The following is a 23807-nucleotide window of genomic DNA, read 5'->3' on the forward strand; positions in this document are numbered from 1 at the left end:
GCATTGTAGTACCATTATACGAAAAGAGGTGCAACCGGAGTGAAAACATCCGTCGTCTCGAAAGATTATCAGAATTTGCATAAGGAAATCATCGGCCTGCAGGAAAAATGGAAAGAAAGCCTGGGCAGTGAGGCAGTTACAATAAAAATTGACAAAACGTCAATGAGCTCTGGGGTGCCGGTGGCAGTGCTCTCAATTTTTGATTTTGATATTCCACTATTTTTACAGTGGATAGAGGAAGTTAAAGGGTTATTGATCAAGAAAAATGATAAGATGGAAGAGAAGCTTGTTTTTTTAAACAAGATAATGGACGAAAATACTGCGCGGCGCTGGATCGATGAGGCGCTTGCGTTTAATCATATTTATTTTCAGGGATTCGCAGAGGAGCACGGTTTAGAGGAATGGCTCCCACACTTCCTTGCAGAAACAGCTCTCCGTCCTTACTTGCAGCTGGCGGCTGAAAAAGCCCAGCCGGATATTCAAACAGGAATCAATGGAGCCGGATGCCCTGTATGCGGTGAACCAACAAGGCTTGCGCAGCTTGAAGGGGAAGGAAAAAAGGAACTGCATTGCCCACGCTGCCTAGCGCACTGGAATGATAAACGGGTCTCCTGTTCCCATTGCGGGAATGAAGATCATGAAACAATAAAGTTTATCACCGTGGAAGGCGATGCCGCATCCCAAATCCAGGTTTGTGAAAAGTGCAACGGCTATATTAAAATTGTTGATACGAGGCAGTTTATCAACAAGCCTTCCGCAGCCATACTTGATTTGACAACACTTCATCTTGATTTTGTCGCCCAGGAACACGGATACCATACCGGCGGAAGCGGGGAAACGGAAAACTAAGGGGCCCGGGTAAAAAACGGACGGGAAGAAGGGATTCGATGAAAGCGGCGGCAATTCTATTATCCGGTGGAAAGTCAAGCAGGATGGGCACCAATAAGGCTCTTTTAAAAATAAATGAAAAAACGAATATTGAGAGAATACGAGACGAACTCCTTAAACTATTTGATGAAGTAATCCTTGTAACCAATGAACCGGAGGAGTATCGCTTCCTTCATTTGAAAACTGTAACAGACGAATATCCTGGAAGAGGGCCTTTGGCCGGCATCCATGCCGGTCTAAAGGCCTCCAGCTTTGATGCCAATCTCGTGGTTGCCTGCGACATGCCGTTTATTTCCGCTGAACTTGCGGAGAACATGGTCAAGAACCTTGGGCATTATGACGCTGTCGTTCCTGTTATCGGGGGAAGGCAGCATCCCCTTTTTGCCGTTTATCAAAAGAGCATTATGGAAGTGGCTGAGGAGTGCATTGAGAAGGGGACCCTTCGCCTGAAACAAATGTTTGAACACCTCAATGTCCTTTTTTTAACAGAGGGGGATTTGGAAACGTATTCAAATGGCTACCTGGAACGGATATTTTTTAATATGAACAATCCGGAGGAATATGAACTGGCCGTTGAACAGGCCAAAAAAGAAACATCCGGATAAGAGATATAAGTGGAAAGAGAGGGTTAGGGAGATGCAATTTTTCAAAGTCAAAACAGTTGAGGAAACCTTTGCATTAATCGATGAACAGGTAAGGAAAGTCGGCGCTATTGAAAAAAAGCCGATAGAAGCTGCGCTGGGCTGTATCCTTGCCGAAGATGTAACCGCCAGGGAAGATGTTCCCGGCTTTGACCGGTCGACAGTTGACGGTTATGCGGTCAGGGCTGAGGATACGTTTGGTTCATCTGATTCGATGCCGGGTTTTTTGACTGTTGCCGGAGAGGTTAGGATGGGTGAGGCCGCCAGCGTCCCGGTTGGCTTTGGAGAAGCTGTTTACGTCCCTACGGGGGGAATGATGCCCCTCGGGAGCAATAGTGTCATCATGATTGAACATTGTGAAGAGATTGCCGGCCTTCTCAATACATACAGGCAAGTGGCGCCCGGGGAGAATGTCATCCGGGCGGGGGAAGACATTCGTAAAGGTGAACTTCTGCTCACTGAAGGGACAAGGTTACGGCCACAGGAGATCGGGGCCCTGGCATCACTGGGGATAACCGATGTTGTGGTATACCGCGGCATAAAGGCAGGATATATATCGTCGGGAGATGAAATAGTCCCATTTGATACCCCTGAATTAAAAATTGGCCAAATTCGTGATATAAATTATTTAACAATCGCGGGCCTTGCCAGGGATTGGGGAATTGACCTCATCTACGGGGGAATTGTACCGGATGATTATGAAGAATTCCGGTTAAAGGCATCCGAATTATTCAATCAAGTGGACTGCCTGATCGTTTCCGGCGGAAGTTCCGTTGGCGCGAAGGACTACACAACCGAAGTCATTCAGTCGCTTGGCGAGCCGGGGGTATTTGTACACGGCATTTCCGTAAAGCCGGGCAAGCCTACAATTCTCGCGGTGGCGGGGGGCAAGCCTGTAATCGGGCTCCCGGGGCATCCGGCATCAGCGATGATTATTTTCAGGCTTTTCGGCGAGCGTATTTTGAAAAAGCTTCAAGGAGAAAATGCCGAACACCGGCCAGACCGGATTTTTGCCCGGATTACAAAAAACATTCCGTCGGCGCCAGGCCGCTCCGATTATATCCGGGTAAGGCTATTTGAGCAGGATGGCGAGTGGTGGGCCGATCCAATCATAGGGAAATCCGGCTTGATTACGACACTTGTGAAAAGCGGCGGGATTGTAGAAATCGTTTCCGAAAAAGAGGGCATCGCGCAAGGCGAGTACGTCCCTGTCATCGCAACAAGGTAGGGGGAATGGGATTTGGACCAGAAACGGTATAAGCGAAAAATTTATCTCGAAGACAAGCCGAGAGCCCAGGCGCGTGAGGAACTGCTTGCCGCGTTTGGCCTGCCGCCGCAAAAAGAATCGATCAAAGTCGAGGACGGCCTTGGCAGGGTTACAGCTGCACCGGTTTTCGCAGTCGCATCCATGCCCCATTACCATGCTTCCGCAATGGATGGGATTGCCGTAAATGCCGCCGATACGTATAGCGCGCATGAAAAACATCCGCTAAGGCTTACGTATGGTGAACAATTTGTTTATGTTGATACGGGCAATGCAATTCCCGCCCAGTATAATGCGGTCATTATGATAGAAAATGTCAATGTGATTGATGACCAGACGCTTGAAATCATTGAACCGGCGACACCTTGGCAGCATATTCGGCCGATTGGCGAGGATATCGTCCAGGAAGAAATGATTTTTCCGCAGGGCCACAAACTTCGCCCTGCCGACTTGGGTTCACTGCTAGCTGCGAGAATCACAGAAATTGAAGTAGTAAAAAAGCCGGTTGTCGCTATTATCCCGACAGGCAATGAACTCATCGAAGTAACCGAAGAGCCTGTTTCGGGAAAAATCATTGAGTTCAATGGCACTGTCTTTGCCAATTTCGTCAAGGAATGGGGCGGTGAACCCCATTTGACGGGTATTGTAAAAGATGAGCCAGAAAAAATAAAGGAAGCGCTTCTCAAGGCAGCAGAAACATCCGATATTATTGTCATCAACGCAGGATCATCGGCTGGGTCGAAGGATTTTACCGTCCATATCATCGCGGAAATCGGCACGGTCTTTACCCACGGAGTGGCGGCGAGGCCGGGCAAGCCTGTCATTTTGGGCAAAATACATGATAAACCCGTTGTCGGAGTGCCTGGCTATCCGGTTTCAGCCTATTTGGCACTTGAATGGTTCGTTCGTCCCTTAATTTGCAAGTATTTGCAAATCCCCGAGCCAAAGCGGGAAACGATCGAAGTGAAGCTTGGAAGGCGAATTGTTTCGACGATGGGCCAGGAGGATTTCATCAGGGTGAACATCGGCTATGTAAATGGACAATATGTCGCCAATCCGCTTACAAGGGCGGCGGGCGTAACGATGTCTTATGTCCGAGCCGACGGCCTCCTCGTCGTACCCGCGGATGTGCTCGGGTACGAACAAGGGGAAACAGCTGAAGCTGAGCTTTTAAAGCCGCTTGAAGAAGTTACAAACAGTATTGTATTCAACGGCAGCCATGATTTGACAATCGACCTTTTGTCTTCGCAAATCAAACGGGAACGCAATGACATGAAAATCATCTCCTCCCATGTCGGCAGTATGGCCGGGTTAATGGCAATCAGAAAAGGAGAGGCCCATGTCGCGGGAATCCACTTGCTTGACCCCGATACGGGAGAATACAACCTTTTGTATGTGAAAAAGCTGCTCGATGGCATGGACATTGTCCTTTTCCCATTCTTGAGGAGAAAGCAGGGCTGGTTCGTCCAGGAAGGAAATCCTCTTGGCATTCAGTCGGTTGAAGATATAGCGGCAAGGAATGCCCATTTCGTTAATCGCCAAAGGGGAGCCGGTACACGAATTCTCTTTGACCTTCTTTTAAAAGAGGCGGGACTTGCTCCCGAAAACATCACCGGCTACAGCCGGGAAATGTTCTCGCATCTCAGTGTCGCCGCGGAGGTAAAAGGAAATCCCGATTCGGTCGGGCTTGGTATTTTCCCAGCGGCAAAGGCGATGGGGCTTTCATTTATTCCGGTTGCGGATGAAGAATATGATTTGGTTATGACAAAGGAATTTTTCGAGAGTGAAAAAGGCAGGATGCTTGTTTCTGTGATTCAATCAGAAGAATTCAGGCAAAGTGTTGATCAAATTGGCGGCTATGAAGTTGTCACAGGCGCGGCCCCGAAAATAGGCTGAGATGAAGGGCTGCTTTTTAATAACCATGGGAGGCGCTTTGGAGCGCTTCCGTATGTCAATGGAGGCGGTAGCATGTTTGAAATCTCAAAGGAACCAATTGATATCCAGACTGTAATTGACAAGGTTGTCCAGCGGGAAGCTGGGGCAATTACTACATTCATTGGAACGGTCCGGGAGCTGACCCATGGAAAAAAAACGCTTTACCTTATTTATGAAGCATATGAAGCGATGGCCGTGAAAAAGCTGGAGCAAATCGGCAGGGAAATCGAGGAACGCTGGCCAGGCGCCAAAGTGGCTATCAGCCATCGTGTCGGCAAACTGGATATTACCGATATCGCAGTCGTCATTGCCGTTTCAACTCCACACCGCGCGGATGCATATGAAGCAAATCGTTATGCGATTGAGCGTATCAAGGAAATTGTCCCGATATGGAAAAAGGAGCATTGGGAGGACGGAGAAGAGTGGGTCGGCAACCAGCTTGAAACGGTCCCTTATCCAACAGGTAAGCCCGAGGAAGGTGATTTGAATGAATAAAGTCATGTTTTTTGCCCATTTGCGCGATGCCGCTGGTGCTGATTCAATTACGGTCGATGCAGCGGGCAAGACAGTTGCTGAATTGAAGGAGGAACTTTCCCGAAAATACAATCTGCCAAAAATGGATACAGTCATGGCGGCGATTAACGAGGAATTTTCATCAAATGAAGAAACGATTAATGAGGGTGATGTTATCGCCTTCATTCCTCCTGTAAGCGGAGGTTGATTAGGCGGGTTGGATTATTGGAGAAGGGCTTCCGCTGTGGAGCCCTGTCCTTTTGCATTTAGGTTAACAGGAGCAAGACTCCATCTGAAATTCCAGTTAGGAAGAGCGCAGTTGGGGGACAAGGAAAGGGGAAAGAGCATGGCAGAGCGGTATTCAAGGCAGATTCTTTTTCCCGGGATTGGCAGAGAGGGCCAGGAAAAAATTCGTTCCAAACATGTTTTGCTTGTGGGGGCGGGCGCGCTTGGTTCGGGAAATGCTGAAATACTTACCAGGGCTGGAATCGGGAAGCTGACAATCATCGACAGGGATTATGTTGAAGAGAGCAATCTTCAGCGCCAGCAGCTGTATACCGAAGAAGATGTAGTAAAAAAGCTTCCGAAGGCCGCCGCGGCTGAGAAAAGGCTTCGGGCCATTAACCGAGATGTTGAAATAGTAGCAATTATAGGAGATGCTACTCCTGAAGTGCTGGAAGAGCTGGCAAATGGAATCGATTTGATCATCGACGCGACCGATAATTTTGAAACAAGGATGGCCATCAATGATGTCTCCCAGAAATACAGAATTCCATGGATTTACGGCGCCTGTGTCGGCAGCCACGGAATGAGCTTTACAATCCTGCCGGGAACGACTCCATGCCTGAATTGCCTTTTGCGGACAATCCCGCTTCAGGGCCTTACTTGTGATACTGGAGGGATCATCGGTCCAGCCGTCCAAATGGCCATTTCCCACCAGTCTGCTGAAGCGCTGAAAATCCTTGTCGAGGATTGGGAGGCAGTGCGGCCCACGTTTGTCAGCTTTGATTTATGGCGGAACGAGTATACTGCCATGAAAATGTCAAAAGCGAAATTCTCAGGATGCCTCTCGTGTGGAGAACATCCTACCTACCCATATCTGGACAAGGAAAACATGACCAAAACGACCGTGCTTTGCGGGCGGGACACGGTTCAAATCCGTCCATCCGCACAAGGGGAACTGTCGCTTGAAAAGCTCGCTCACCAGCTTGGCTCTCTCGGTTATGATGTTAAGGGCAATCCCTACCTCCTATCGGTTGAACTTAGAGAGGAGCGGATGGTCATTTTCAAAGATGGCCGTGCCCTCATACACGGAACGAAGGACCTCACCCACGCAAAATCTGTATACCAGAGGATTATGGGTTAACGAAAAAAATCCCCGGAAACGGATTTCCGGGGATTTCATTTACTTTTTGCAAGCTACGAGGACAAGGCGGCCCTCATCCAATACCTTCTCATAGCGGTCTGCCTCATCCGCGGTCAACCCCAACGATTCGAATTGGGAGCGTAATTCATCGCCGCGTTTTTTGAAAACATTCGCCACCGAATCAATTAATCCTTGTTCCTTTAAGCCGACATCGCCCGCGCCGAGTGCATCCGTAAGATCTTCCTCGCGCTCCTTGTCATGGGCAAACAAAAATACCTCATCCTTGGAAAAGCCCTCCGTTGCAAGCAAAGCCAGCTTTTCCTTTGCTTGGACACCGTTCTCTACTACTTCTACTTTATACATTTCAACAGTCCTCCTTCGCATTTATTCACACAGTTTTTATATAACCTTTACCGTCACGAGTAAACATGAAAATGCCTAAATCATCGTAGGATTTCCTTTTCGGATATGCGGGATGGTAGAATCATAGAAAAAAAGGGAATAGGAGGGCAAAGGAGGGTTACTATGCTGGAAAATACATTGCCGCCGAGCTGGTCGGATTTGCTTGGTGATGAATTTCAAAAAGAATACTTTCAAAGGCTGCGAGAGTTTTTAATAGAGGAATACCGTATAAAAACCGTCTACCCGGAATACAAGGATATATTCAATGCTCTGATGCTGACTGGATATGATGATGTGAAGGCGGTCATCCTTGGCCAGGATCCGTACCATGGCCCAGGACAGGCGCATGGCCTAAGCTTTTCTGTTAAACCGGGCATAAATCCGCCACCGTCGCTTAAAAACATATTCAAAGAATTATGTGATGACCTAGGCATTGAATCACCTGATCATGGCTACTTGCTAAAATGGGCCGAACAAGGCGTGCTTCTTTTGAACACAGTACTGACAGTGCGAAAAGGAGAGGCCAATTCCCATCGGGGTAAAGGCTGGGAACAATTTACCGACAAGGTGATCACCCTTATGAACGAGCGGGATAAGCCAGTCGTTTTCATTCTATGGGGAAAGCCGGCCCAGGAAAAGCTAAGCCTGATTGATACTGCAAAGCACCCAATCATCCTATCGCCGCACCCGAGTCCTTTTTCGGCAAGGAAAGGGTTTTTTGGAAGCAGGCCTTTCTCTAAAACAAATGAATTATTGCGGTCTATCGGCCAGGAAGGAATTGATTGGCGGCTTCCTCCGCTTTAACTATCGCTAAATTTATTTTGAAAATAGACAAGCGTTTATGCAAGAAATCCCCTCCCTTCATAGTCTAGTAAGGAACAGGAAGGGAGGGTTTAGATATGAGAGTAACTTGCCAGGATCTGGCCAATATCATCGGCGGCGTAGTTGTGACAACCCAAGGAGCATGCGTGGTACAGCGCAATAGGAATATCAATGCCACAATCCTTGGCCGGAGAACAAGATCCCCGCTCGCGCTACCGTTTGCCCTTTCTTTTGAAAGGAATGGCCTGAATTTAGGAGAAACAGTCATCCTGCAAAGGGAAATCAATCCAATGCTTACCGCATTGAGAAAGCGGGGGCTGATTGTAACAGCTGTGCATAACCATTGGCTGTTTGATGAGCCGCGAATAATGTATATGCACTGGGAGTCGACCGGAAATCCGGTAGAATTTGCCGAGTTAAGTTTTGAAGCGGCCCTTGAAGCGGGATTGTTTTAAAAGAAGTACAGGCTTACGCGGGAAGGCTGAGGCCGATCATGGCATTTGGCCTTCTTGAGTTTGTTGCGGCCTTGGGAAGCGGGTAAGTGCGAATTCATGCTGAATCATGTAAAATGGAGGAGATGAGGAAGGCGCTGTTCGAAGGAGTGGATTTTTTGAACATACATATTGAAACGCTGTTGGCCAAAATAGAAGAAGAACTCACACTTGCCAAGGCTTCCAGAAAAGAAGAGGAACTGCGCGAGAAACTTTATTCGATTAAAACCCTTTGCGAAGTAGCACTCACCGAAAGGTCCAAGCCCGGCGAAAGGGAAGGGCGGCCATTAAGTGCTCAGCCAGTTCCGGCGGAGGGATTTCAGGCTCCCCCCGGCCAGGGGCAAAAGCTTGTGGATGATGAGGCAAACGGGGATTCGATTTTCGACTTTTAGAAAGAGGGTATTGGAATGAAAACCTTTATTATGATTGGTGCCATTAATGCGTTTCTGGCAGTGGCACTAGGGGCGTTTGGAGCCCATGGATTGGAAGGGCGCGTCGCTCCGAAATACCTTGAGATATGGAAAACCGGTGTGCAATATCAAATGTTCCATGCGGTAGGATTGCTTGTAATCGGCTTCCTTGCGGGCAAGGTTCCGGCAGGGTCGCTTTTTACAACAGCCGGCTGGCTTATGCTTGCAGGCATTGTCTTGTTCAGTGGGAGCCTATATGTACTGAGCCTCACGAAAATCAGCGTGCTTGGGGCGATTACGCCACTTGGTGGTTTGGCATTCCTGGCTGCCTGGGTATTAATTGCCGTTGGCGCGTCCAAGCATTTATAGTTCCAAATAATAAGGAGGACCAAGCTGAGTGAAGCCGGTCCTCCTTAAGCATATAAGGGCTTTTTTTAGCGTGGAGGAAAGCTGCTCAAACCTGGTCCGCCTCCCGAGAAGGGATAGGTATATTCAATCTCTTCGTCAAACGTAACGTAATCAAGGTAAACCATTAACAGTAGGTAGCGGGTTCCTGTTTGCGGATCGCTGAGGATGATGTGGTCACGGCCGGCAGCTTCAATGATGCCCTTGAATACCTGCTGCCGCCTCTGTCCATCCCTTGTCCCTTCAAATGTCATGTAGACTGTGGCTAGCTTTCCTTTGTTGAGGCGAAGGATATTTTCGATATACGACTCTTGAATTGGCAGCATTCCAGGCATCTGGGCTCCAGGGCTTTGCGGGATGTTAAAGCCGCCGGCCCCGGTGGCGAATGGAAAACCTCCCATTTGGCCACCCATTTGACCCCCCATTTGGCCTCCCATAGGCGGCTGTTGCTGTTGTCCTGTTCCAGGGCTCATAGGCGCGCCCCCTGTTCCGGTATAAGGCTGGTAACCTTGCTGTCCGGTTCCGTAAGTACCGTAAGGATTCATTTCATTCCCTCCTCTAAAAATAAGCATAGGGACTCAGCCGAAAGAAAAGGTTCATCCCGCTGCAAATTGCCGACTATCCACCATCCATACCAGGGCTTGTAATGGCTTGGAAGTGAAGACTCGCTAATTGAACATATGAGGGTTGGAACCGGAATATGCCTCGGAAACAGTTAAAAGCCCCGGCCAAAGCGCGGCTGGGGCTATGTAAATCCTATTAAATTTATACTTGCAGGAATGAGTTTACTCCTTCTTCGGTAAGGAGGTTGCCCACAAAGAAAGAGCCGAATTCCCCGTAGCGGGCGCTTACTTCGTCAAAGCGCATTTCATAAACAAGTTTCTTAAACTGAAGGACATCGTCCGAGAAAAGGGTGACGCCCCATTCGTAATCGTCGAAGCCAACCGATCCGGTAATCACTTGTTTTACCTTGCCTGCGTATTGGCGGCCAATCATGCCGTGGCTGTACATAAGCTTTTTGCGTTCTTCCATCGGAAGCATGTACCAGTTGTCATTGCCCTGGCGGCGCTTGTCCATCGGATAGAAGCACACATACTTCGCCTTTGGCAGCATTGGGTAAAGCCGGGCGCGAACATGCGGGTTTTGATAAGGATCTTCGCTTTCGTGCAAATAATTGCTCAGTTCTACGACGGAAACATAGGAATGAGCCGGCACCGTATATTCAGCCAGCTTCGATTTGTTGAATTCTGTTTCGATTTCGTTCAGTTCTTCCATCGTCGGACGCAGGATCATCATCATGAAATCGGCTTTCTGCCCAACGATCGTGTAGAGCGCGTGGCTTCCTTTTTCCGTTTCCATTGTCGCGTTCCACTTTTCGACCAGGCCGAGGAATTCATCTATAGCGGCCTGTCGTTCATCCGCAGGCGTCATTTTCCATGTAGTCCAATCCATACTCCTGAAATCATGTAAACAGTACCAGCCATCAAGCGTCTGTGCTGCTTCACTCATCAAAATCACTCCCCATTCATACTATCCATACACCAACCTACTATACCACAGTTTCACCCAATTGCCTTAAAACAAACCCTATCGCGCCCCCCGTTTAAACTGCTCCCAAAAAGGATAATTTAAAAGGTGTGTCATTTTAGCAAGACATAGCCAAATCAGTGTAGTAGCTTTATTGTGCCTTGCGCCGGCATTGTATACTTTTTCAAGAAAAAGGCCCTATGAGGTGGATAGTTTATCTCTGTTTCAAGTTTTTTTGCTTTACTGCAATAAAGAATTACGAATCGAACAACTTTGTGACGGCCGGCCTGTTTCCCTTGAATTTTGCATGCGGTACAGTATCCTAAAGATGAGTGAATAGAAGGAGGAAGGCTAACGTGAGCGATTTATTTGAAGGTATTAAGCAGAAAATCTCCGGCCATAATTTGAGGATTGTATTTCCTGAAGGATTTGACGAAAGAATTCTAAAGGCAGCCGCACGCCTGGCTGCAGATGGAATTCTCACTCCTGTCCTGATCGGCAATATTGAAGAACTGCAAGCAAGGGCAAAGGAACTGGACGTTTCACTTGAGGCGGCTGAGATTTATGATCCCGCCAATTATTTAATGATGGACGAGCTTGTCGCCGCTTTTGTCGAGAGGAGAAAGGGGAAGGCGACCGAGGAAGATGCCCGTAAAATTCTGCTTGATGTGAATTACTTTGGTACGATGCTAGTCTATCTCAACAAAGCGGACGGCCTTGTCAGCGGTGCTGCCCATTCCACAGCGGCAACAGTCAGGCCGGCGCTGCAAATTATTAAAACAAAGGAAGGCGTCAACAAGACATCTGGTGTTTTCCTCATGGTTCGCGATGATGAACAGTATGTCTTTGCTGATTGCGCAATCAATATTTCTCCGGATAGCCAGGACCTCGCCGAGATTGCGATCGAAAGCGCCAGAACAGCAAGGATGTTTGACATTGAACCGCGTGTTGCCATGCTGAGCTTCTCAACAAAAGGATCGGCCCAATCGCCGGAAACCGAGAAGGTGATGGCTGCGGTAGAAGAGGCAAAGCGCCGCGCCCCCCTTCTTATCATTGACGGGGAGTTCCAATTCGACGCAGCTTTTGTCCCCGAAGTGGCGATTGCCAAAGCCCCGGATTCCGTCCTCCAGGGCAATGCCAATGTTTTTGTGTTCCCAAGCCTTGAAGCGGGGAATATCGGCTATAAAATCGCCCAGCGCCTAGGTGGCTTTGAAGCGGTCGGACCGCTGCTGCAAGGGCTGAACCGCCCTGTCAACGACCTTTCCCGAGGCTGCAGCACGGACGACGTCTACAACCTCGCACTGTTAACAGCTGCCCAAGCATTAAGTAAGTAGAGAACGCCCGCCCGTTCAAAAGGGATTACGTTCACTTCTTCAGGAGAAATCGAAGGTGCATGGTTTTCCTTACAGGGGGCAGTGTTGGTAGTTTGCCAAGTGAATTTTGAGTATAAAAAATCCCGGCTCCTTATTGGTGGCCGGGATTTGGTATTTAAATAAACAACAGCAAGCTAACTGCCATGACGGCCATCCCGGCAACCAGGCCGTAAATGGGAAGATGGGTTTCATCGTACTTCTTTGCGGCAGGGAGCAGCTCATCAAGGGATATAAAGACCATGATGCCGGCAACAGCCGCGAAAATAACCCCGAACATAATGTCATTCAGGAATGGCATAAGGAAAAAGTAGGCCGCCAAAGCCCCGATTGGCTCTGACAATCCCGAAAGGAAGGAAAGCTTGAACGCTTTTTTCTTATCTCCGGTTGCAAAATAAACGGGTACGGAAACAGCAATCCCTTCAGGAATGTTATGGATGGCGATGGCAATCGCAATCGCAACGCCAAGGGCCGGGTCCTGAAGCGCCGAGGTAAAGGTGGCAATTCCTTCGGGAAAGTTATGAATACCAATCGCCAAGGCGGTAAAGGTTCCCATTTTTAATAAAGCGGCGTCATTAACAGTTTTGCCCGGCTGCATTTCCTCAACCGTTTTTAGCTCATGCGGATTTCCCTGCTTTGGAATAAACCTGTCGATTAGGGCAATCAATAGAATTCCCCCGAAAAAACCGCCTGCAGTCGCCCAGTTTCCCGCCTGAACCCCTATTGCGGAGACAAGGGCTGTTTTTGCTTTTACAAAAATTTCTATCATCGATACATAAATCATCACTCCGGCCGAGAAACCAAGTGTAACTGAAAGGAATTTGGTATTCGTTCTCGATGTAAAGAAGGCCAGTAAACTTCCGATTCCGGTTGCAAGGCCAGCGAATAATGTTAACCCCAATGCAAAGAGCACTTCCTGTGACATATTAAATTTCCCCTCTCAAAATAGGTATATATGGTTGTGGCCCTGGGTTAAAGGGCGTGCCTTGTTAAACTACTATATGCACATGATTTAAAATGTTTCCTATGGTGAAGATTCTATCTGATAGTTAACTTATCTTGCAACTACTATTTTTCCCAAACCTAAATCATTGCTATTCATTCTGGAAGTTACAGCCTGTATATTTTCCAAGGCAGGCACTGTGATATAATAGGCAGCAGACTATTTGCAATGGAGGCATGCTTAGATGGACGAGGCTCTCTCGTTGCTCCGCCAGGACCAATGGCGGCTTATCGACCAATCCACTACAGGCATCCTCATGCCTGCCATACAATCCTTTGCCATTGATGACACGCTTTGCGCCTCTGTTGGAGCGCATCTCTCCCCGGCTACGGCACGGACCTGGGTCCACCGTGATACAGTCGTCCTCGGTATACAGGATACAAAACTGCCCTATCTCGGCGAAGGGCTGGAGTTTTTGCGCGCCATGGGGTATACGCCCATCGTCCGGAATTCAGGCGGACTAGCTGTTGTACTCGATGAAGGCGTTCTAAATATTTCGCTTGTTTTTCCAGAAAAGGAAAGAGGCATTGATATAAATCGAGGCTACGATGCGATGTGGATGCTGGTCAGGGAGATGTTCGCCGACTTTGGCAAGGATATTGAAGCAAGGGAGATTGTTGGCTCCTATTGCCCCGGCAGCTACGACTTGAGCATCGGAGGAAAGAAGTTTGCAGGGATTTCGCAGCGGAGGCTCAGAAGGGGCGTCGCGGTTCAAATCTATCTCAGTGTGGAAAACAGCGGCGGCAAGCGGGCGGAACTAATCCGGGATTTTTATTTGCGCGCGCTAAAAGGGGAACGAACGAAATTTGTTTTCCCAGAAGTCCAGCCGGGTGTGATGGCAAGCCTGTCAGAACTGTTTGAAACCCCATTGGCTGTGCAGGATGTCATGCTTCGGCTAATGCTCAGCCTAAAGAGGAACGGCGGCCTTCTTTATTCGGGACAGCTGACTCCATATGAACATGAGCTGCTTCCTGGCTACCTTTCGAGGATTGCCGAACGGAATGCGCCATTAACAAAGCCGTAAACCCCATTTGGTCTACGGCTTTAAGAATGTATTGCCACACTCGCTCTCCAGTAAAGTATCTTTATTGTCTTCCTGTCAATGGTTCGCTATCTTCAGGCAGTCATTCAGCGATTTTTTCAAGATTTCCATTCCGGTCCATTTTGAATTTCGTCGCAGGACGTTCTTCTTCTTCAAAGAGGACAAGATTGCGTGCTTTGTTCATGATTTTGAGAAGTGTTTCGTAATCTTCCTGGATCACTCCGGTATTTTGCTCCAGGTCACGGATTTTCTCTTCCATTTCCTCGTTTTGCCTGCGGAGGTTCGCTACTTCCCGCTTCAATCTTTCATTCTCGCTTTTCAGCGCCTCGACATGGACGCTTGAATTGTCATAGTTTTGCAAGAACGCAATGACCGCCTGCATTGTAAGGCCTTGCGGAGTAGCCTGTAAGCCAAAACCTGACGATGCGGTTGCGGAAAATCTTGAAGATTGTGATTGGGCCGCCGCGGGCTTGCTATTTAATTCTTCAACCATTTTCTCAAGGTCAAAAGATGCAGGCTGCTCGTTTGCGGGGCGATCCAATTCACTTGAAATTTCCATTTCCAAGCCCTTGCTAAGGCTGGCCACTTCAGGCTGGACTTCTATTGGAGGAGTATAAAGAAGCTTTTTCTTCCCTCCCAGGTCTTTTCCAAGCATCCTCTGCCTTTGTTTGCGTTGTTTTTTTGCAAGCTGCAGAGCTTTTTCATACGTGTGGCGGACAACAGCGTTCCACCGGAATCCGCAAGCCGCGGAAGTACGGTTCAGTTTGTCTCCGACTTCCTCGAATGCATTAAGCTGCGTGCTTCCTTCCCTTACATGGCGGAGAACTGTTTCAGCCAACAGCAAATCATCCTCGGCCGTCCAGGCATCCTGGCGAACTTTCATGTCAAAACACTCCTTCTCACTATTTGTTTCTAAATTCATTTTTTCTGGCCTCCCTGTGCAAAAGAGTTCTAATTGATGCACCAAGTTGAATGTTTAATATTCCTAGCAATATCATTGACACTTTTTTGAAGTTTTATACAGAGGATAAAAGGATAGTAGAGTACGAAGGCATAAGGAAAGTTCCGCCAGCCTGCTTGCATTGAATGGAAAGAAGCTGTAAAATACGTTAGGACCTTCTCTTGGCCGTTGATTCATTTACATAGATCGATTACTTGAAAGGATTTGAACGGAATGCCTAATGAATTCCGCGTGTGCGATGATTGCCAGGCAGTCAATCTGAAAACACTCATTCCGCGCCTGAAGCAGCTGGACCCTGATGCAAAAATAGATATCGGCTGCCAGTCCTATTGCGGACCGGGACGAAAAAAAACGTTTGCGTTTGTCAATAACCGTCCGCTAGCTGCCTTGAGCGAAGACGAACTAATTGAAAAAGTTACTAAGAAACTAAAATAATTGAACTGTACTCATCTTTGCCGAATCAGGCAAGGGTGATTTTTTTTGGATTCCTTTACCTTCTGCGGCGAATGGGGGTTGCTTCATCCTAAAAGCAAATATTAAAGAAAAATGCAAGAAGGAAACGTCGAAAATTGCTGTAGGATTTTGCTGAAAGAGGGGTGATTCCCACCTGAAATGGGGATATAATAGAGAGAAGTTAAGAGGGGCAGGGGTGCGAGATGGGAGTATTATCGGAAAAACTGAATGAAGAAAAAGTATTCAAGGATCCCGTCCATCGCTACGTCCATGTCCGTGATAAGATCATTTGGGACTTAATTGGGACGAAGGAATTTCAGCGGCTCAGGAGGATTAAACAGCTTGGGACGACTTTCCTGACGTTCCATGGCGCTGAACACAGCCGCTTCAACCATTCCCTTGGCGTATATGAAATCGTCAGGCGAATTGTCGACGATGTATTTGACGGAAGGCCTGAATGGGACGAAAGCGATCGGCTGCTTACGCTTTGTGCCGCGCTTCTCCATGACCTCGGGCATGGGCCGTTTTCGCATGCGTTCGAGAAAGTCTTCAACCTTGATCATGAAGAATTCACCCGCGCCATCATCCTCGGCAACACGGAAGTAAATGAGATTCTCTCGAGAGTGGGCAGTGATTTTCCAAGGGACGTAGCGGAGGTCATCGCGAAAACCTCGGATAAAAAGCAGGTTATTAGCCTCATTTCAAGCCAGATTGATGCCGACAGGATGGACTATCTCCAGCGTGACGCCTATTTTACGGGTGTCAGCTATGGCTTTTTCGATATGGAACGGATTCTTCGCGTCATGCGGCCCCGCGAAGACCAGGTCGTTTTCAAACATAGTGGCATGCATGCGATTGAGGATTACATAATGAGCCGGTACCAAATGTATTGGCAGATTTATTTTCACCCCGTATCGAGGGGGGCGGAGGTTATTTTGACGAAAATCCTCCATCGTGCGAAGGACCTCCACAGCCAGGGCTACGCCTTCAAAAATGAACCGCTCCATTTTTATTCCATTTTTGAAGGAAACGTTGCGCTTGAAGACTATATAAAGCTCGATGAATCAATTATCCTCTACTATTTTCAAATATGGCAGGAGGAAGAGGATGCCATCCTTAGCGACCTGTGCAGGCGTTTTGTGAACCGGAATTTGTTTAAGTTCGTAGAATTCGACCCGGCCAGGGAATACAAAAAACTGGGAGAGTTGACCCGTTTGTTCCAAAAGGCTGGGATCGATCCGGATTATTATCTTGTGGTTGATTCATCCTCCGATTTGCCGTACGACTTTTACAGGCCAGGCGAGGAAGAGGAAAGGCTGCCAATCAACTTGTTGATGAAAAACGGCGATCTTCGGGAGCTTTCCCGGGAGTCGGCGATTGTAGAGGCCATTTCAGGTAAAAGAAGAACCGACCACAAACTTTATTTTCCGGGGGACTTCCTGCTGGACGAATCCTCCAAAAAAAATATAAAAAAGCAGATTCGCAGCATTCTTGACTATTAGAAAGCCTTTGGAAAGGCCGCGGCCTCAAGGTTGCAGGCGGTTTTAGCGATGTTAAAGGATTAGTGTTGATTTGTAAGTGCGTTGATTGAAGCGCAGGGCACCGACTTCGGCGGGATCCGGCGGTAATCAACATCTGGATTTAAGACAGCCCTTAAAAGGGAGCAGGAGTTGAAGAGGTTTGTTAAATGATCATGCAAGGCTAATGCATGCAGTAATGGTTTCCGGCGAGATTATCGGGAGAAAGAAGCTGCAGAAGATGATTTTCATTGCCAAAAAATTGGCTTTCCCTTTCCAGGAGCGATTCCAGTTCCATTTCTACGGGCCTTATTCGGAGGAATTGACACTCAGGGTGGAAGAGCTCTGCAACATGGGTTTCCTTGAGGAATGTAAGGAAAACAAGGGCGGCTACAGCCAGTACCGCTATTGCCTGACCGAAGCGGGCAAGGAATTCCTCGGCATAAGCCAAATTGAAATGCCGAATCTGTCCGATTGCTTAACCGACATGAACAGCCAGAATGCAAGATTCCTTGAACTCGTTTCAACTGTCCTTTACTTTGATAATTTGGAGCGCCCGGAGGTTGCCGAAAAAGTATTCACCCTTAAAAGCAGCCAGCGCTACACGGAAGAAGAAATTGAAGAGGCGTACAATTATATCCGTCTACTAAAAGAAAAAGCTAAGCTCCAATGAAGGGCTTAGCTTTTTGGCTCTACTAGGGTTTGTCCAACAACATTTTGGTTTCACTGTTATTGACCGGAAAATCCCGGTTGGCTGTTCCGATCAAGGCTTATTGGTCGCTTGCCCTGACGCCTGCTTTGCCATAATGGTTTTTCGCCATTTCTTCGATGATGACAGTGACGTTTTCCTTCGGCGCGCCGGATGTTTCAACGACGGCTTCGGTTACTTTTTCAACAAGCGCCTTTTTCTGTTCATCGGTACGGCCTTCAAGCATTTTAACTGTTACAATTGGCATGTGTCATTCCTCCTCTTAAGTACGTACTAACAGTTTTCCATAAACAGAGAAAAACCGCAAGCAGGTGGCAGGCGGTTTTTAACTTTCGGCTTTTATCGTGTATACTTGAGAAAAGCAGCCATATAAATTCAGATAGGTGCATGTTTCGTTACTAAAAATCAATCTTGATTCAGCCTATCCATAACCTTACAGTACAGGGGGAAAAAGTTTGAGTCTGTTTCCATATAATACGCTTGAAAAATTTGTTTTCGCGGCATTGACCTTGGTGATTGCATTTTCGGTGCATGAATTTGCCCATGCCTACACTGCCTGGAAGTTTGGCGACAACACCGCGAAAAACCAGGGAAGGCTGACGCTCAACCCTATTAAACATATCGACCCAATTGGCGCCATCATGATTTTTGTCGTAGGGTTCGGCTGGGCGCGCCCCGTCCCGGTCAATCGCTTCTTTTTTAAAAACCCGCGCCTGGCGGGTATCCTTGTTTCCGTAATGGGGCCTATCAGCAACTTCATTCTTGCTTCAATCGGCTTCCTCGTTTTTTTCAGCATCGGGCGCTTCGCAGCTGACGGTGCTTACGCTGAAACGATGATTGCGTTTTTGAACACTTTCATCTGGCTTAATCTTGTTCTGTTTGTTTTTAACCTTATGCCGTTGCCGCCGCTTGACGGTTACCGGATTGTTGAGGATTTGGCTCCGAACGGCATCCGGGCAAAAATGACCCAGTATGAGCAGTACGGTACGCTCATCTTCCTAATCCTGGTTATAACGCCGCTTGGCGATTATACCATCTGGCCAGTGTTTCGGGTCATTCTTCCCGCTATTGCGGAAGGGATGTACCAATTTTTCTTATCGTTCTTTGTCTAGAGAGATTTTTTTAGTGCTGTCGTAGGGAGGTTGTTTTAGAATGGAAGAAAAAAAGAAAAAGGTTGCATTCAACATTATCAAGACCGATCCCCTTGATAATCATAAAGGCTTTGGGAAAGGCGTACTTTCCCTTGACAATGTCTCACCTGTCATCATCGATGTTGAAGAAGGGGAGGCGGCCATCGATGTTGGGGCGATGCATGCTCGCAGCGTTGTTGAAAAGGGAATTAAATTTCTGCCGAATAAGGAAGATGTTCCAAATGCGAAGCCGTATTGGCTCATTTGGGTGACGATTGACCGTAATGAAAACGGCCCTTATTACGCGGGGGTTACCGCCTGCGAAATGACTGTTAACCGCGAAATCCGCCGGGGGTACAAGTCGCTTCCGGAGCATGTGAACAGAATGGACAAATCGCTGAAGCGCCAGATTATCGTCGGCCACATGGACGACAAGTCGAAAAAGATTCTTGCCGGCTTCCTCAAGGCGCATAACGAAGCCTTTTGGGAAAATTCGTCGGAAGAACTGAAAAACGGCCTTGCCGTAGGATAAAGTGAAACTTTCAGTAGTGGGGATTTGTTCAACCCAGCTCCCGCTCTGGTTAGCGGAGTGACCGGGGTTGATTATGGAAAGAGCCGCCAGCATATGCTGGACGGCTCTTTTTGCGTATTGCCAATGGACAAACGGATGATCCTTGCTAGTCTCCCCAATCCCAAATCCGCCTGTACCACGACTTACCGCCTTTATCCGTTTTCGTATCCTTTTCCTGTGTATGTTCGAGGTGATCGGTGCAGTATTCAACCGGTTCTGTCCCAGTGACAAAGTAGGTAAAGCGGCGGATTGGGCATTCCTTCACCGCGAGTTTTCCGTTTGCTGGATCAATATAAACGCCCGTTACGCCGTCCTGTGGCGGCTTGAATCCCTTAACCGGCTTCCCATGCAATGCTTCCTCCATGAATCGGACCCAAATTTGTTTCGCGTATGATTTTTCCGGGACATTGGTAATTTCCCTGGCATCATCATAGCCAGTCCATACCGCGGAAACGAGCTGTGGGGTAAAACCAATCATCCAGCTATCGGTCGGAGTCGACCCGGATTTACCGGCGTATGGCCTGGTCATTCCTTTAGCGATCGTACTGCCGGTGACTGTCGTATAGCCGTTCAGTTTTGTGTCAAACATCCCTGTCAACATTTGCGTCATCACATAGGCTCTGGCAGGGTCTAAAACTAATTCATCCTGTTCATCTTTTTCATAGAGCAGTTTCCCATCCGCCGTTTCCACCCGGGTAATCAGCGTCGGTTCAACCTTTTTGCCGCCATTGGCGAACATGCTGTAGGCGTTGGCCATTTCAATGACCCGTACGCCTGAAGTCCCAAGCGCGAGTGAAGGGACTTTTGCGAGCTTGGTTGTGATGCTGAAATCCTTCGCGGTTTCAACAAGTGCGTCCTCGCCAAGGAACAGATGTGTCTTGACGGCATACACATTGTCGGAGACCGCAAGTGCCTGGGCAAGCGTAATCTCTCCGTCCGCATACTTATTATTGTAATTGCGCGGCGTATAGTCGGGGCTGCCATTTTCAAATTTGAATGTTGTCTGCTCGCTCCGGATTAGCGTTGAAGGCGTGTAGCCTTGCCCGAGCGCCGCGTAATAGAGGAGCGGCTTGATTGTCGAGCCAGGTGCCCGGATTGCCTGAACGGCCCGGTTGTATGGGCTTTTTTCATAATCGCGTCCTCCGGCCATCGCCTTCACATGGCCATTCTTCGGGTCAATTGCTACAAGGGCCGCCTGAATTTCGGAGTCTGAGGAGACAACTGACTGAATTTGTTTTTCGGCAGCTTCCTGCTGTTTCAGGTCAATGGTCGTATAAACCCTTAAGCCCCCAAGCGCAATGGCCCGCTCATTTAGGCCCAGATCATTCCTTAATGCATTCGCGACTGCGTCCTGGAAATACGGTGCTGTCTTTAATTCACGATGAGGGTCCCTTCCCGTCAGCCCCAATTCCGAGGCGTAAGCTTTTTCTGCCTCTCCGCTTTTAATATAGCCATTTCTCACCATTGCTTTTAAAATAATGCCCTGCCGCTGCTTTGCGCGTTCCATTGAGGCAAAAGGCGAAAAAGCGCCCGGCCCTTTTGGTATGCCTGCAAGCATGGAGGCTTCCGCGAGGGATAATTGAGAAGCGTCTTTGCCAAAATAATACTGGCTCGCTGCCTGGATGCCATAAGCCCGATTTCCGTAATAGATTGTATTTAAATAACCCTCAAGGATTTGCTCCTTGGAATAATTCATTTCAAGCCGGATTGCGTAAAGGGCTTCCCGGATTTTTCTGGCCCAAGTTTTATCATGCTCCAGGAACAGGTTCCTGGCGTATTGCATTGTGACGGTGCTTGCGCCCTGGACTTTGCTGAATGCCTTAATATCTGCTATCGCGGCGCCGGCAATCCGTTTCAGGTCGAAGCCGCTGTGCTCATAAAACTTCCTGTCTTCAATTGAAATTGTAGCGTCAACCAAATAGGGCGATATCTCTTTAAGCGGCACCCAGTACCGTTTCTGCCCATAGTTGGTTTCACCGATAATTGTTCCGTCCTCGGCAAAATAGAGGGTGGACTGGGGGACTGCCAGCGGGGGAGGGCCAAGAACCTTGACGTACATAATCAAAAGCAGGGCTGCAACCGCCAAAAGCGCCGAACCGAACAAACCAAGAAAAGCGGCCGCCCGCAAATATTTCACGACTCGTTTAAACCCATGCCCAGTAATGGTTTCCATGCATTCACCCCATTTGCATTTCCTTTGGAAAAATACGCCCATCCCGGGCTGTATCAACAGTATGAAAGAAATGGGTAGTTTTTAAACATTACGGGGTAGGAAGCTTCAAAATATTTCTTGCATTTTTGCCGGTTTCCTCTATACTTTTTCTCATGTTTGCAATTAATTAGTTGGGGAAGTATAGCAGTAGAAACTGCGGCCTATTATGCGGCTAATGGCTTTTCCCGCGCAAAAACTATTTGAAAGGATGATGGAAATGGCTGGACTTTGGTTTACTGAAAAACAGACCGAAAACTTTGGAATTACGATGAAGGTAAAACGCACATTACATACAGAACAGACAGATTTTCAAATGCTTGAAATGGTTGAAACGGAAGAATGGGGCAATATGCTCCTGCTTGATGGAATGGTAATGACGTCTATTAAGGACGAGTTCGTGTACCACGAAATGGTTGCGCACGTTCCGTTGTTCACGCATCCAAACCCAGAAAATGTCCTTGTGGTCGGAGGCGGCGACGGAGGCGTTATCCGCGAGGTGCTGAAGCATCCACAGGTAAAAAAAGCGTCCCTGGTTGACATTGACGGCAAGGTTATTGAGTATTCGAAGAAATACTTGCCGGAAATCGCAGGCAAGCTAGATGATCCGCGAGTCGACGTAAAGGTTGGCGACGGTTTCATGCATATCGCCGAGAGCGAAAATGCCTACGATGTCATCATGGTTGACTCTACCGAACCGGTTGGCCCGGCGGTGAATCTGTTCACAAAAGGTTTCTACGCGGGCATTTCAAAGGCGTTGAAGGAGGACGGCATCTTTGTCGCCCAGTCCGACAATCCTTGGTTCAAAGCCGATCTTATCCGTGACGTCCAGCGTGATGTAAAGGAAATTTTCCCGATCACCCGCTTGTACATTGCCAACATCCCGACCTATCCAAGCGGAATGTGGGCTTTCACAATCGGCTCCAAGAAATACGATCCGCTTGAGGTTTCCGATGACCGTTTCCATGAAATCGAAACAAAGTATTATACAAAGGAACTACACAAAGCGGCGTTTGTCTTGCCTAAATTTGTTGGGGATTTGGTTAAGTAGAAGTTTTTTTGGCCGTTGTTTAAACAGGCCCTCGTAAAATAGAATGAAGCACTGCGGAGGGAGGCGTGGTCTCCCTCTCGTTGTGCCGGAAAGGATGTTGTTGCTATGCGATTTGACGAAGCTTATTCAGGAAACGTATTTATTAAGAGCCATCCAAACTTTCAAGAGAGCAAAGCTGTCCTGTACGGAATGCCGATGGACTGGACGGTCAGCTACCGCCCAGGTTCGCGTTTCGGCCCCGCAAGGATTCGCGAGGTTTCAATCGGCCTGGAAGAATACAGCCCGTACCTTGACCGCGAGCTAGATGATGTAAAGTATTTCGATGCCGGAGACATTCCGCTTCCGTTCGGAAACCCGCAGCGAAGCTTAGATATCATTGAGGACTTTGTCGATAAGGTTCTTGCTGAGGGGAAATTTCCGCTTGGTATGGGCGGAGAGCATCTTGTATCCTGGCCTGTCATGAAGGCTGTCTACAAAAAGTATCCGGATCTTGCCATCATTCACATGGATGCGCATACTGACCTTCGTGAAGAGTATGAAGGCGAGCCGTTATCCCACTCGACGCCAATCCGAAAAATTGCCGAGCTGATCGGACCACAGAATGTGTATTCCTTTGGTATACGCTCCGGAATGAAGGAAGAATTCGATTGGGCGAAAAACGCCGGTATGCATATTTCAAAATTCGAGGTCCTGGAGCCATTGAAGGAAATTTTGCCGAAGCTAGCCGGCCGTCCGGTTTATGTGACGATTGACATTGACGTCCTCGACCCGGCCCATGCGCCAGGAACTGGAACAGTAGATGCTGGCGGTATTACATCCCGCGAACTGCTTGCTTCCATCCATGAAATTGCACGTTCCGAGGTCAAAGTTGTCGGAGGGGACCTCGTCGAAGTCGCGCCGATTTACGACAACTCCGAACAAACCGCCAACACAGCAAGCAAGCTCATCCGCGAAATGCTGCTCGGCTGGGTGAAATAGGTACGGTCTGCTTATTCGGGTTTTAGTGACATTGTTTCGTGAATTCGGCTGGACAATGTCACTCATCTTGATTTGAGAGACCCCTTTTAAGAAATTTGTCCTTTGGTTGTCACGAATCCTGGCTTATTGTGACAACGAACCCAGATTTA

The 23807-nt window shown here is 48.1% G+C and carries 27 protein-coding genes; 20 read left to right on the forward strand and 7 right to left on the reverse strand.

The window, feature by feature from the left end:
* The first annotated feature begins 39 nt into the window (after window positions 1–39).
* The 7 genes from RB160_RS19910 (at window position 40) to RB160_RS19940 (ending at window position 6607) form a co-directional block, all read left to right on the forward strand.
* A complete protein-coding gene (locus RB160_RS19910; protein ID WP_316572188.1) occupies window positions 40–849 on the forward strand; it encodes a formate dehydrogenase accessory protein FdhE in 810 nt (269 codons plus the stop codon).
* Between the two features lie 38 nt (window positions 850–887).
* A complete protein-coding gene (gene mobA, locus RB160_RS19915; protein WP_316572189.1) occupies window positions 888–1493 on the forward strand; it encodes a molybdenum cofactor guanylyltransferase in 606 nt (201 codons plus the stop codon).
* 31 nt (window positions 1494–1524) lie between these two features.
* Window positions 1525–2757 (forward strand): molybdopterin molybdotransferase MoeA, encoded by a 1233-nt coding sequence (locus RB160_RS19920; RefSeq protein WP_316572190.1) that lies wholly within the window; start codon window positions 1525–1527, stop codon window positions 2755–2757.
* A 12-nt stretch (window positions 2758–2769) separates the two neighbouring features.
* Complete coding sequence (locus RB160_RS19925; protein ID WP_316572191.1) at window positions 2770–4689, forward strand: molybdopterin biosynthesis protein; 1920 nt, start codon at window positions 2770–2772, stop codon at window positions 4687–4689.
* A 72-nt stretch (window positions 4690–4761) separates the two neighbouring features.
* Window positions 4762–5223, forward strand: coding sequence for a molybdenum cofactor biosynthesis protein MoaE (locus RB160_RS19930; protein ID WP_316572192.1), 462 nt, complete (start codon window positions 4762–4764; stop codon window positions 5221–5223).
* Window positions 5216–5449: a molybdopterin converting factor subunit 1 gene (gene moaD, locus RB160_RS19935; RefSeq protein ID WP_316572193.1), complete on the forward strand. Its 234-nt coding sequence runs from the start codon at window positions 5216–5218 to the stop codon at window positions 5447–5449. Before RB160_RS19930 ends, moaD begins: the two co-directional genes overlap by 8 nt.
* 138 nt (window positions 5450–5587) lie before the next feature.
* Complete coding sequence (locus tag RB160_RS19940; protein ID WP_316572194.1) at window positions 5588–6607, forward strand: thiazole biosynthesis adenylyltransferase ThiF; 1020 nt, start codon at window positions 5588–5590, stop codon at window positions 6605–6607.
* A 39-nt stretch (window positions 6608–6646) separates the two neighbouring features.
* On the opposite strand, the gene RB160_RS19945 is transcribed toward RB160_RS19940, so the two are convergent.
* Window positions 6647–6970, reverse strand: coding sequence for a YflT domain-containing protein (locus RB160_RS19945; RefSeq protein ID WP_316572195.1), 324 nt, complete (start codon window positions 6968–6970; stop codon window positions 6647–6649).
* A gap of 165 nt (window positions 6971–7135) precedes the next feature.
* Here RB160_RS19945 and RB160_RS19950 point away from each other — a divergent pair, with 165 nt between their 5' ends.
* The 4 genes from RB160_RS19950 to RB160_RS19965 all read left to right on the forward strand — a co-directional run bounded on the left by RB160_RS19950 (window position 7136) and on the right by RB160_RS19965 (window position 9101).
* The gene (locus tag RB160_RS19950) at window positions 7136–7813 is read left to right on the forward strand and encodes a uracil-DNA glycosylase (RefSeq protein WP_396954752.1); all 678 of its coding nucleotides are present in this window, start codon (window positions 7136–7138) and stop codon (window positions 7811–7813) included.
* A 95-nt stretch (window positions 7814–7908) separates the two neighbouring features.
* Entirely contained in the window at window positions 7909–8286 is a 378-nt protein-coding gene (locus tag RB160_RS19955) for a DUF1259 domain-containing protein (protein ID WP_316572198.1), read from the forward strand.
* A 155-nt stretch (window positions 8287–8441) separates the two neighbouring features.
* Entirely contained in the window at window positions 8442–8714 is a 273-nt protein-coding gene (locus RB160_RS19960) for a YwdI family protein (RefSeq protein WP_396954751.1), read from the forward strand.
* A 15-nt stretch (window positions 8715–8729) separates the two neighbouring features.
* The gene (locus tag RB160_RS19965; RefSeq protein WP_316572199.1) at window positions 8730–9101 is read left to right on the forward strand and encodes a DUF423 domain-containing protein; all 372 of its coding nucleotides are present in this window, start codon (window positions 8730–8732) and stop codon (window positions 9099–9101) included.
* Between the two features lie 65 nt (window positions 9102–9166).
* Here the strand turns inward: RB160_RS19965 and gerQ are convergent, their stop codons facing one another.
* Window positions 9167–9682, reverse strand: a complete 516-nt coding sequence (gerQ, locus tag RB160_RS19970; RefSeq protein WP_316572200.1) for a spore coat protein GerQ — start codon at window positions 9680–9682, stop codon at window positions 9167–9169.
* Window positions 9683–9902: 220 nt separating this feature from the next.
* Window positions 9903–10646, reverse strand: a complete 744-nt coding sequence (hemQ, locus tag RB160_RS19975) for a hydrogen peroxide-dependent heme synthase (protein WP_316572201.1) — start codon at window positions 10644–10646, stop codon at window positions 9903–9905.
* Window positions 10647–11020: 374 nt separating this feature from the next.
* Between hemQ and pta the strand changes: the two genes are divergently transcribed.
* Window positions 11021–11998 (forward strand): phosphate acetyltransferase, encoded by a 978-nt coding sequence (gene pta, locus RB160_RS19980; protein ID WP_316572202.1) that lies wholly within the window; start codon window positions 11021–11023, stop codon window positions 11996–11998.
* A 154-nt stretch (window positions 11999–12152) separates the two neighbouring features.
* Here pta and zupT read toward each other — a convergent pair whose 3' ends face one another.
* The gene (zupT, locus tag RB160_RS19985) at window positions 12153–12959 is read right to left on the reverse strand and encodes a zinc transporter ZupT (protein WP_316572203.1); all 807 of its coding nucleotides are present in this window, start codon (window positions 12957–12959) and stop codon (window positions 12153–12155) included.
* Between the two features lie 262 nt (window positions 12960–13221).
* Between zupT and lipL the strand changes: the two genes are divergently transcribed.
* Window positions 13222–14061 (forward strand): octanoyl-[GcvH]:protein N-octanoyltransferase, encoded by an 840-nt coding sequence (lipL, locus tag RB160_RS19990; protein WP_316572204.1) that lies wholly within the window; start codon window positions 13222–13224, stop codon window positions 14059–14061.
* Window positions 14062–14161: 100 nt separating this feature from the next.
* Here the strand turns inward: lipL and RB160_RS19995 are convergent, their stop codons facing one another.
* On the reverse strand, window positions 14162–14962 hold the full coding sequence (locus tag RB160_RS19995) for an RsfA family transcriptional regulator (RefSeq protein WP_316572220.1): 801 nt from the start codon (window positions 14960–14962) through the stop codon (window positions 14162–14164).
* 291 nt (window positions 14963–15253) lie between these two features.
* On the opposite strand from RB160_RS19995, the gene RB160_RS20000 reads away from it, so the two are divergent.
* The 3 genes from RB160_RS20000 (at window position 15254) to RB160_RS20010 (ending at window position 17683) form a co-directional block, all read left to right on the forward strand.
* Window positions 15254–15475, forward strand: a complete 222-nt coding sequence (locus RB160_RS20000; protein WP_316572205.1) for a YuzB family protein — start codon at window positions 15254–15256, stop codon at window positions 15473–15475.
* 221 nt (window positions 15476–15696) lie between these two features.
* Window positions 15697–16995: an HD domain-containing protein gene (locus RB160_RS20005; protein ID WP_316572206.1), complete on the forward strand. Its 1299-nt coding sequence runs from the start codon at window positions 15697–15699 to the stop codon at window positions 16993–16995.
* 178 nt (window positions 16996–17173) lie between these two features.
* Window positions 17174–17683 (forward strand): YwgA family protein, encoded by a 510-nt coding sequence (locus tag RB160_RS20010; protein ID WP_316572207.1) that lies wholly within the window; start codon window positions 17174–17176, stop codon window positions 17681–17683.
* 97 nt (window positions 17684–17780) lie between these two features.
* On the opposite strand, the gene RB160_RS20015 is transcribed toward RB160_RS20010, so the two are convergent.
* Entirely contained in the window at window positions 17781–17966 is a 186-nt protein-coding gene (locus RB160_RS20015) for a 2-hydroxymuconate tautomerase (protein ID WP_316572208.1), read from the reverse strand.
* 208 nt (window positions 17967–18174) lie between these two features.
* On the opposite strand from RB160_RS20015, the gene RB160_RS20020 reads away from it, so the two are divergent.
* Both RB160_RS20020 and RB160_RS20025 read left to right on the forward strand, forming a co-directional pair.
* Window positions 18175–18831, forward strand: a complete 657-nt coding sequence (locus RB160_RS20020) for a site-2 protease family protein (RefSeq protein ID WP_316572209.1) — start codon at window positions 18175–18177, stop codon at window positions 18829–18831.
* Window positions 18832–18871: 40 nt separating this feature from the next.
* Window positions 18872–19381 carry a YwhD family protein gene (locus RB160_RS20025; RefSeq protein WP_316572210.1) on the forward strand — a complete coding sequence of 170 codons (510 nt, stop codon included), beginning with the start codon at window positions 18872–18874 and terminating at the stop codon, window positions 19379–19381.
* A gap of 145 nt (window positions 19382–19526) precedes the next feature.
* Here RB160_RS20025 and RB160_RS20030 read toward each other — a convergent pair whose 3' ends face one another.
* Window positions 19527–21593, reverse strand: coding sequence for a transglycosylase domain-containing protein (locus RB160_RS20030; protein ID WP_316572211.1), 2067 nt, complete (start codon window positions 21591–21593; stop codon window positions 19527–19529).
* Window positions 21594–21849: 256 nt separating this feature from the next.
* Here RB160_RS20030 and speE point away from each other — a divergent pair, with 256 nt between their 5' ends.
* Window positions 21850–22680, forward strand: coding sequence for a spermidine synthase (gene speE / locus RB160_RS20035; RefSeq protein ID WP_316572212.1), 831 nt, complete (start codon window positions 21850–21852; stop codon window positions 22678–22680).
* Window positions 22681–22785: 105 nt separating this feature from the next.
* Window positions 22786–23658, forward strand: coding sequence for an agmatinase (speB, locus tag RB160_RS20040; protein ID WP_316572213.1), 873 nt, complete (start codon window positions 22786–22788; stop codon window positions 23656–23658).
* Window positions 23659–23807: the final 149 nt, after the last annotated feature.

This window comes from Neobacillus sp. YIM B06451 (assembly GCF_032667185.1).
In the GTDB taxonomy this organism is placed as follows: domain Bacteria; phylum Bacillota; class Bacilli; order Bacillales; family Cytobacillaceae; genus Bacillus_D.